The organism is Streptomyces sp. Isolate_45 (assembly GCF_024721315.2).
Lineage (GTDB): Bacteria > Actinomycetota > Actinomycetes > Streptomycetales > Streptomycetaceae > Streptomyces.
In genome coordinates this window covers 1-8,937 of sequence record NZ_JANFAK020000244.1, presented here as the reverse complement: position 1 = coordinate 8,937, position 8,937 = coordinate 1, and the positions used below count along the sequence as shown (strand labels likewise).

Annotated in this window: 8 protein-coding genes; 2 read left to right on the top strand and 6 right to left on the bottom strand. The window is 73.1% G+C overall.

The genetic code is table 11. The annotated features are described in order from the left end of the window. Positions 1 to 109: 109 nt before the first annotated feature. From NOD94_RS38530 to NOD94_RS38505, 6 genes are read right to left on the bottom strand one after another with little or no spacing between them, the layout of a single operon-like run. Complete coding sequence (locus NOD94_RS38530; RefSeq protein ID WP_281210909.1) at positions 110 to 706, bottom strand: Uma2 family endonuclease; 597 nt, start codon at positions 704 to 706, stop codon at positions 110 to 112. 43 nt (positions 707 to 749) lie between these two features. Continuing rightward, the gene (locus NOD94_RS38525) at positions 750 to 2,060 is read right to left on the bottom strand and encodes a DUF58 domain-containing protein (RefSeq protein WP_281210908.1); all 1,311 of its coding nucleotides are present in this window, start codon (positions 2,058 to 2,060) and stop codon (positions 750 to 752) included. Continuing rightward, a complete protein-coding gene (locus NOD94_RS38520; RefSeq protein ID WP_281210907.1) occupies positions 2,060 to 3,022 on the bottom strand; it encodes a MoxR family ATPase in 963 nt (320 codons plus the stop codon). Before NOD94_RS38520 ends, NOD94_RS38525 begins: the two co-directional genes overlap by 1 nt. Further along, positions 3,019 to 4,272, bottom strand: coding sequence for a DUF4350 domain-containing protein (locus NOD94_RS38515; protein WP_281210906.1), 1,254 nt, complete (start codon positions 4,270 to 4,272; stop codon positions 3,019 to 3,021). Before NOD94_RS38515 ends, NOD94_RS38520 begins: the two co-directional genes overlap by 4 nt. Continuing rightward, a complete protein-coding gene (locus NOD94_RS38510; RefSeq protein WP_281210905.1) occupies positions 4,269 to 4,949 on the bottom strand; it encodes a DUF4129 domain-containing protein in 681 nt (226 codons plus the stop codon). The genes NOD94_RS38515 and NOD94_RS38510 overlap by 4 nt, the downstream gene beginning before the upstream one ends. Positions 4,950 to 4,955: 6 nt before the next feature. Beyond that, positions 4,956 to 6,245 carry a hypothetical protein gene (locus NOD94_RS38505; RefSeq protein ID WP_281210904.1) on the bottom strand — a complete coding sequence of 430 codons (1,290 nt, stop codon included), beginning with the start codon at positions 6,243 to 6,245 and terminating at the stop codon, positions 4,956 to 4,958. 238 nt (positions 6,246 to 6,483) lie between these two features. Between NOD94_RS38505 and mtrA the strand changes: the two genes are divergently transcribed. Together mtrA and mtrB are read left to right on the top strand one after the other, a co-directional pair. Then, on the top strand, positions 6,484 to 7,173 hold the full coding sequence (mtrA, locus tag NOD94_RS38500; RefSeq protein WP_189973359.1) for a two-component system response regulator MtrA: 690 nt from the start codon (positions 6,484 to 6,486) through the stop codon (positions 7,171 to 7,173). Further along, the coding region (gene mtrB / locus NOD94_RS38495; RefSeq protein ID WP_281210903.1) for an MtrAB system histidine kinase MtrB at positions 7,145 to 8,937 on the top strand (1,793 nt) is incomplete at its 3' end. The genes mtrA and mtrB, both read left to right, overlap by 29 nt.

The following is an 8,937-nucleotide window of genomic DNA, read 5'->3' as shown; positions in this document are numbered from 1 at the left end:
GGAGAGTAGGACGCCGCCGAACAATCATTGTGGGAAAGCCCCGCACCAGTTATCTGGTGCGGGGCTTTTCTGCGTTTAAGGGGTTTTGGGAATGTCGGCCGCCGTCGTCCTACCAGTCGGCGGGGTAGCTCTTGAGGCTGCTCGTATCGAGGGTCCAACGGCCGGCCGTGACGGTGTCGCCGAAGGCGTGGGGGACCGTCTTGCGGTAGCGGGTTCCGTCCGGGCCGTCGGAGGGGTCGCTGTGCACCGTGACGGCCTTCTTGTCCTTACGGGGGTCGACGACGACGTACAGCGGGACTCCCATCCTCGGGTAGTCGTGCAGCTTGTCGCGGATGTCGGTGAGTGAATTCGTGCGGGAGACGACTTCCACGACCATCAGGACGTCACGGGAGTTGACGACCTTCGCGGTGTCGTCCGTGTCCTCCTCCGCGATGACCATGAGGTCGGGGACCTTGGTCAAGCCGGTCAGAGGATCGCCCATGTTGGTGTCATTGAGCGCCATGACCTCGGGTGTTTGGGCCTCGATCTGACGGCGCAGTCGCACCACGTTGAGTCCGTGGGGAGCCGTGGGGCTCATCATGGTGAGGAAGATCTGACCGTCTGTGGTTTGTACCTTCCACTGGTCTTCCTGGTGTTCGGCCAGCTCTGCGAGCTGCTCCGCGAAGTCGTGCATTCGGCGCATCTGCTCGGGAGTGAGGTCGACCATGTGTCCTCCTGGTGGGTGCCACCAGCGTAGCCAGTCCGACGTGTTAGAGGCGGCCGGCGGCCTTGAGGGAGAGGTAGGCGTCGGCCAGGGCCGGGGCCAGGGTGTCCGGGGTGGCGTCGACGACGTGGACGCCGTGGCGGGAGAGTTGGTCGGCCGTGCGGCGGCGACGGGCCTGGGACCGGGTGCCCGCGGCGGCTTCGTAGACGGCGTCGACGGTGCCGCGTGCGCGGGTCATGCCCGCCACGTGCGGGTCGGCGACCGAGGCCAGGACGACCGTGTGGCGCTGCGTGAGGCTGGGGAGCAGGGGGAGCAGGCCCTCTTCGATCGGGGCGGCGTCCAGGCTGGTGAGGAGGACGACGAGGGAGCGGCGCGGGGCGCTGCGCAGGATCGTGGAGACCAGCGTGCGGGAGTCGGTTTCGACGAGTTCCGCTTCGAGGGGGGCCATGGCGTTGACGAACGCGGGCAGGGTGTCGGTGGCGGAGCGGCCCTGGACCTGGGCGCGGAGGCGCCGGTCGTGGGCCAGCAGGTCCACGCGGTCGCCGGCGCGGGTGGCCAGGGCGGTGAGGAGCAGGGCCGCGTCCATGGCGGAGTCCAGGCGGGGTGCGTCGCCGACGCGGCCCGCGGCGGTGCGGCCGGTGTCGAGGCAGATCAGGATGTGCCGGTCGCGTTCGGGGCGCCAGGTGCGAACGGCGACCTCGTTCCGGCGGGCGGTGGCGCGCCAGTCGATGGAGCGGGTGTCGTCGCCGGGGACGTAGTCGCGGAGGCTGTCGAACTCGGTGCCCTCGCCGCGCGTCAGGACGCTCGTACGGCCGTCCAGCTCGCGTAGGCGGGCCAGGCGGGACGGGAGGTGTTTGCGGCTGGCGAAGGGCGGCAGGACGCGGACCGTCCAGGGGACGACGTGGGTGCCCTGGCGGGACATCAGGCCGAGCGGACCGTACGAGCGGATCGTGACCCGGTCGGCCCGGCGGTCGCCGCGCCGGGTGGGCAGCAGGCGGGTGGTCAGGCGGCGGCGTTCCCCGGCGGGGACGGTCAACTCGTGGCGGGAGGCGGGGCCTTCGGTCCCGGGCTGCCAGCTGCTGGGGGGCCAGGCGTCGCGGAGGCGGGCGCGGAGCGTGCGGCGGCCGGGGTTGGTGATGGTGAGGTGGACGTCGGCGCTCTCGCCGAGGCGGACCGAGGTGTCGCCGGAGCGGGTGAGGCGCAGGCCGCGGACGGGTGCCGCGAGGGCGCAGTCGACGGCGCAGGCCAGGGCGAGGCTGCCGTTGACGGCGAGGATGCCCGTCCAGCTCGGTTCGAGGATGCCGACGGGGAGGGTGCCGAGGGCCGCCAGGAGGGCGGCGCGTCCGGTGAGGGCCATCAGCGCGGGACGGGGACGTGGGTGAGGATCGCGGTGATGACGGCGTCGGCCTTGACGCCCTCCATCTCGGCCTCCGGGCGGAGTTGGACGCGGTGGCGCAGGGTGGGCAGGGCGAGGGCCTTCACGTCGTCGGGGGTGACGTAGTCACGGCCGACGAGCCAGGCCCAGGCGCGGGCCGTGGCCAGCAGGGCGGTCGCGCCGCGCGGGGAGACGCCGAGGGTGAGGGACGGCGATTCGCGGGTGGCGCGGCAGATGTCCACGACGTAGCCGGTGATCTCGGGGGAGACGGTGACGCGGGTGACGGCCTCGCGGGCGGCTTCGAGTTCCTTCAGGCCGGCGACGGGGCGGATGCCCGCGGCGGCGAGGTCGCGCGGGTCGAAGCCGGCGGCGTGCCGGGTCAGTACGCCGATCTCGTCCTCGCGGGAGGGGAGCGGCACGGTGAGCTTGAGGAGGAAGCGGTCGAGCTGGGCTTCGGGCAGGGGGTAGGTGCCCTCGTACTCGACGGGGTTCATGGTCGCGGCGACGAGGAAGGGCTCGGGGAGCTTGCGGGGGACGCCGTCGACCGTGACCTGGCGTTCCTCCATCGCTTCGAGGAGCGAGGACTGGGTCTTGGGGGGCGTGCGGTTGATCTCGTCGGCGAGCAGGAGGTTGGTGAAGACCGGGCCGTCCTGGAAGGAGAACTCGGCGGTGCGGGCGTCGTAGACGAGGGAGCCGGTGACGTCGCTGGGCATCAGGTCCGGGGTGAACTGGACGCGCTTGGTGTCGAGTTCGAGGGAGGCGGCGAGGGCGCGGACGAGGAGGGTCTTCGCGACGCCGGGGACGCCTTCGAGGAGGACGTGGCCGCGGCACAGGAGCGCGACGACGAGACCGGTGACGGCGGAGTCCTGGCCGACCACGGCCTTGGCGATCTCGGTGCGGAGCGCTTCCAGGGAGGTGCGGGCGCTGTCCGTGGTGGCCGTCATGAAGTGCGGACCTCTCTTTCGAGGGCGTCGAGGTGGTCGGCGAGCGCGACGAGTGCCGCGTCGTCGGCGGGGATGGTGCCGAAGAGGAGGGCGGTCACGTCGCGGGTGCCGTCGCCGAGGCGGGCGGACACGGCGGGGACCAGGGAAAGCGGGTCGTGGGCCTGGGCGGTCGGTACGCCGACCAGGGCGGCGAGGCGTTCGCGGGTGGCGGCGCGCAGCACGGTGGCGGCGCGGTCGCGGGCGTCGGCCTTGCGGTAGAGGCGGGCGAGGCCCTCGGTGGACTCGGAGGCGCGGATGGCGACGGGCAGCTTCTCGGTGACGAGGGGGCCGAGCCGGCGGGCGCGCCAGAGGGCGGCGACGACGGCGGCGAGGAACAGCTGGAGCAGGGCCCAGTGCCAGCCGGTCGGGACGAGGTCGAGGAGGCTGCGGTCCTCGGCGCCGTCGGAGGCGTCCGTCATGTCGGACAGGGTGGGCAGGTACCAGACGAGGTCTGCGCGGGAGCCGAGGAGTTGCAGGGCGAGGGAGGCGTTGCCCTGCTCGGCGAGGTGTTCGTTGCGCAGGATCGAGTCGGAGCCGAGGAGGACGGTGTCGCCGCCCTTGGTGGTGCCGGGCAGGACGAGGAGGGTGGGGTCGCCGTCGTAGGGGTAGCAGGCCGTGGCTCCGGCCGTGCCCGCGGAGTAGCGGAGGTCGCCGCCGGTGGTGGCGGTGCCCGCGGTGACGGCGGCGGGCAGGGTGCAGGCCGCGTCGAGTTCGTCCCGGTAGGCGCGGCCCGCGGTGCGGGCGGCGGGGGCCAGGTCGGGGAGGGCGTCGTCGGGGGAGATCAGGACGGTTCGGCCGCCGGAGAGGTCGGTGGCGGAGCGGACGGTGCGGCGCTGGGACGGGCCGAGCCGGTCCGGGTCGGTGATCAGGAGGGTGGTGCCGGGGCCGGTCGCGTCGGCGGCGTCGGCGGCGTTGGTGACGACGCGGGTGGTGACGCCGCGTTCCTGGAGGAGTTGGGAGACGGCCCGGCTGCCCGAGGGATCGGCGGAGCGGGGGTCGAGGCGGCCGTGGTGGTCCCCGGTTTGGAGGCCGGCCAGGAGGACGGCGCCGGCCGCCAGGATGCCGAGGGCGAGGAGGAAGCCGCGGCCGCGCGCCCAGATCTGGGCGCGGGTGAGGGCGGTTGAGGTGCCGGCGCGGGTTCCCGGGCGGGTGGGCTCGGCGGGCTCGGCGGCCTCGGTGGGCGGCGCCGCGGGCTCGGTGGGGCCGGTCATGCGGTGGGTCCCGTCAGGAGCGGCTTGGTGCGCTCCAGGGTGAGGTCGAGGGTGCGCAGTCGGGCGTAGGTGTCGGCGTCGGCGGTGCGGCCGCCGTAGGTGACGTCGTCGAAGGTGCGGGCGGCCGCGCGCAGGTCGCCCGCGTGGGCGGGCAGGGACACGGAGGCTTCTGCGGCGGCCTCGTCGGCGGTGCGGCCGGGGCGGGGGTCGAGGAGGGTGCGTTCCTCCAGGGACCGGACGACGGCGCGCATGCGTTCCTGGACGGCTTCGGTCCAGCGGCCGGCGGCGGCGTGGGCGTCGGCGGCGGTGCGGTGGTCGGCGGCGCCGCGCAGGCCGTCGTCGAAGAGGACGCCCGTGCCGGTGGCCGTCCGGCGGGGGGTGCCGAGGCGCCACCAGAGGGCGGCGACGGCCAGGACGACCAGGAGGGCGACGGCGAGGAGGCCGAAGCCGCCGCCGGGGGTGACGGAGGAGGCGCCGTCGAAGAGGTCGGCGATCCAGTCCCAGAAGCGTTCGAGGCCGCGCTCGAAGAGGCCGGGGTCGTCCTCGTGGTAGGCGCGCTTGGCCAGCTCGCGTTCGGCCGCCTCACGGGCCGCTTCGCGCGGTGTCGTCAGTGGTGGTGTCTCGGCGCCCGGCAGCAGGGCCGTGGCGCCGGTGACGATGAGTCCCCCCGTTCCCATCGTCCGTCAGCCTCCCGAGGCCGGTCCGGCGCCGCCGGGCCGCGGGGGGACCGTGCCGTGGTCGCCGTTGTAGCCGTGGTCGGGGACGCCGGCGGCGCGGGCGAGTTCCAGGTCGAGGGCCTCGCGGCGGATGCGCTGGTCGATGTACAGGAGGCTGGTGACGCCGGTCTGCATGGGCATCGTGATGGTGAGGGCGATGAGCCCGCCGATCGCGGTGACGAGCAGGAAGCTCCAGGACTGGGCGGAGGTGCCGTCGAGGATGTCGCTGAGGCCGCCGGGCGACACGAACATGGCGATGGCCGCGAAGGGCACCGCGATGATCATCGAGGTGAGCCAGGTGATGGCCCAGGTGAGGGCGCTGATGCCGCCGATGCGCCACCACGAGCCCTTGACCAGCTTGGCGGAACGCCTCAGCGCGTCGGTGACCTTGCCGCGCTCCATCATCAGGGCGGGCGGTGCGAGGACGAAGGTGACGAAGAACCAGGCCAGGAGGACGAGGCCGACGGGGACGCCGAGGATGGTCAGGAAGGCGTTGCCGGTCAGCAGGCCGGGGAGCACGGGCAGGAAGCCGGCGGCGAGCGCGCCGAGGAACAGCACGGCGGTGAGGCCGAGCATGCGCGGTACCAGGGGGCGCACGCTGCGCAGGTGGGCGGCGACGGTGGAGCTCTGGCCGAGGACCGCGCGGCTGACGACGCCCGCGAGCAGGCCGGTGACCAGGAGCAGGCCGAGGAGCTGGACGTAGTAGTTGGCGTAGGCGGCCACCATGGTGTCGTCCATGAGGTTCGCCAGCTCGCCGGGGGTCCTGGGCTGCTCGGTCGACACGACGAGGCTGTCCCGCATGAGGCGCTGCACGCCGAGCAGGCCCAGCTGGACCAGGACGGCGACGACCAGGCTGACGGACAGGACCGTCTTCCAGTGGCCCCGCAGGGAGCTGACGGCGCCGTCCAGGATCTCGCCCAGGCCCAGGGGCCGCAGCGGGATCACTCCGGGCTTGGCGGCGGGCGGCGGGCCGCCCCAGCCACCGGCGCCACCCGGATGGCCGTACGGGCCGCCGTACGGGCCGCCGGGCTGTGGTCCGGGCTGTTGCCCCGGCTGGGGGGCGTACGGGCCCCAGCCGGCGCCCTGCTGCTGCGGGGGCGGGGTCTGGCCCGCGGCGGGGCTCGACCACTGTCCGGGCGGGGGCTGGGAGGCGGACCACTTGGGGGCGTCGGCGGGCTGTGCGGCCGGCCGGCCGCCGTCGGAGCCCTCGCCGTCGGACGGGGATCCGGGCGTGGCCCAGCCCGGAGAGTCGTTCATCGTCGCTCCTTCACGTGCACCTGCCGTGGCGGGCGCGCTGGTCGGCTGCCATCGTGCCATGGGGGAACACCGGACGGACCGGCCCTCCCCCTCCAAGATCTCGGGCAGCCCGTCCCTTCAATTGTCGCGCGGATCCGGGGCAGACTGGTCGCCCTGATCACCACGCAGGTCCGAGGGGCGATTTCCAGCCCTTTTGGCTGTGGGACAGCTCACCGCCGGGTAACGATTAGCTAATGGGATGATGTCAAGCATGAAGGGACGCGTCCTTGTCGTCGACGACGACACCGCACTGGCCGAGATGCTCGGCATCGTGTTGCGTGGAGAAGGTTTTGAGCCGTCGTTCGTAGCGGACGGTGACAAGGCATTGGCTGCCTTCCGGGAGGCCAAGCCGGACCTCGTGCTGCTCGACCTCATGCTGCCCGGACGGGACGGCATAGAGGTGTGCAGGCTGATCCGGGCCGAGTCGGGCGTGCCGATTGTCATGCTCACTGCCAAAAGTGACACGGTTGACGTGGTCGTGGGCCTGGAGTCCGGGGCCGACGACTACATCGTCAAGCCGTTCAAGCCGAAGGAGCTGGTCGCCCGCATCCGGGCACGTCTGCGCCGGTCGGAGGAGCCCGCACCCGAGCAGCTGGCCATCGGTGACCTCGTCATCGACGTGGCCGGACACTCGGTCAAGCGCGACGGCGCCTCCATCGCACTGACCCCACTGGAGTTCGACCTGCTGGTCGCCCTCGCCCGAAAGCCCTGGCAGGTGTTCACCCGCGAGGTGCTGCTGGAGCAGGTCTGGGGCTACCGGCACGCCGCGGACACCCGTCTGGTCAACGTGCACGTACAGCGTCTGCGCTCGAAGGTCGAGAAGGACCCGGAGCGCCCCGAGATCGTCGTGACGGTGCGCGGTGTCGGCTACAAGGCCGGACCGAGCTGACGTGCAGCCCGGCAAGCCCCGTGGAGGCTCCCGATGGGGAGCCCCGTGGGGCGGCCGACAGCTCCGCCGGATGACGGACGGAGCGGCCGGCGGCCCCGTGCTGCGGCTGTGCGCGCGCCTCGTGCGCCGGCCGCTGCTTCCGACTGTCCGGCTGTGGCGGCGCAACATCCAGCTCCGGGTGGTCGTCGCGACGCTGCTCATGTCGCTCGCCGTGGTCCTCGCCCTCGGCTTCGTCGTCGTCGCCCAGGTCAGCAAGGGCCTCCTCGACGCCAAGGAGGAGGCCGCGCAGAGCCAGGCCGCCGGCGGGTTCGCGGTCGCACAGGAGAAGGCGAACACCCCGCTGTCGGTCGACGGGCCCGACGCCACCGACAACAAGGTCGGCCGGGACGCCAGCACCTGGATGAACTCCCTCGTGAAACAGCTCGCCAGTGGCGGGCAGACCGCCTTCGAGGTCGCCGCGCTCGGCGCCGGGGAGCAGGCGTCCGGGGCCCAGGGCGTCAAGGGCGCCCGCGCCTCCGGCAACGTCGACCCGACCGCCAGCGTCCCGATCGAGCTGCGCCGGGCCGTCAACAACGCCACCGGCACCTTCAAGACCTTCTCCGAGATCCGGTACACCGCCGGGGTCGGCGACAAGGCGCCCGAGCCCGCACTGGTGGTCGGCAAACAGCTCACCGACATCAACGGCTCCCCGTACGACCTGTACTACCTCTTCCCGCTCACCCAGGAGGAGGAGTCCCTCAACCTGGTCAAGAGCACCATCGCGACCGCGGGCCTGTTCGTCGTCGTCCTGCTCAGCGCCATCGCCTGGCTCGTCGTGCGCCAGGTCGTCACCCCGGTCCGGATGGCCGCCGGGATCGCCGAACGGCTGTCCGCCGGACGGCTCCAGGAACGGATGAAGGTCACCGGCGAGGACGACATCGCCCGCCTCGGCGAGGCCTTCAACAAGATGGCCCAGAACCTCCAGAACAAGATCCAGCAGCTGGAGGACCTCTCGCGGATGCAGCGCCGCTTCGTCTCCGACGTCTCGCACGAGCTGCGCACCCCGCTCACGACCGTACGGATGGCCGCCGACGTCATCCACGACGCCCGCGTCGACTTCGACCCCGTCACCGCCCGCTCCGCCGAACTCCTCGCCGGACAGCTCGACCGCTTCGAGTCGCTGCTCGCCGACCTGCTGGAGATCAGCCGCTTCGACGCGGGCGCGGCCGCCCTGGAGGCCGAACCCATCGACCTGAGGGACGTCGTGCGCCGCGTCATCGACGGGGCCGAACCGCTCGCCGAGCACAAGGGCACCCGGATCCGCGTCCTCGGCGACACCCAGCCCGTCATCGCCGAGGCCGACGCCCGACGCGTCGAGCGGGTGCTGCGCAACCTCGTCGTCAACGCGGTGGAGCACGGCGAAGGCCGCGACGTCGTGGTCCGGCTCGCGTCCGCGGGCGGTGCCGTCGCCGTCGCCGTACGGGACTACGGCGTCGGCCTCAAGCCCGGCGAGGCCACCCGGGTCTTCAACCGCTTCTGGCGCGCCGACCCCGCGCGGGCCCGTACGACCGGCGGAACGGGCCTCGGCCTGTCCATCGCCGTCGAGGACGCCCGACTGCACGGCGGCTGGCTCCAGGCCTGGGGCGAACCCGGCGGCGGTTCCCAGTTCCGGCTCACCCTGCCCCGCACCGCCGACGAGCCCCTGCGCGGATCCCCGATCCCGCTGGAGCCCGAGGACTCGCGCGGCAACCGGGCCCGTGCCGCCGCCGACGCCGCCGGCCGCGG

What these genes read in the sequence shown, in the direction of transcription:
- NOD94_RS38525 (WP_281210908.1), bottom strand. Translation starts at nt 2,060, where the DNA reads ATGGCCCTCACCGGACGCGCCGCCCTCCTGGCGGCCCTCGGCACCCTC.
- NOD94_RS38510 (WP_281210905.1), bottom strand. Translation starts at nt 4,949, where the DNA reads ATGGGAACGGGGGGACTCATCGTCACCGGCGCCACGGCCCTGCTGCCG.
- NOD94_RS38530 (WP_281210909.1), bottom strand. Translation starts at nt 706, where the DNA reads ATGGTCGACCTCACTCCCGAGCAGATGCGCCGAATGCACGACTTCGCG.
- NOD94_RS38515 (WP_281210906.1), bottom strand. Translation starts at nt 4,272, where the DNA reads ATGACCGGCCCCACCGAGCCCGCGGCGCCGCCCACCGAGGCCGCCGAG.
- NOD94_RS38505 (WP_281210904.1), bottom strand. Translation starts at nt 6,245, where the DNA reads ATGAACGACTCTCCGGGCTGGGCCACGCCCGGATCCCCGTCCGACGGC.
- mtrA (WP_189973359.1), top strand. Translation starts at nt 6,484, where the DNA reads ATGATGTCAAGCATGAAGGGACGCGTCCTTGTCGTCGACGACGACACC.
- NOD94_RS38520 (WP_281210907.1), bottom strand. Translation starts at nt 3,022, where the DNA reads ATGACGGCCACCACGGACAGCGCCCGCACCTCCCTGGAAGCGCTCCGC.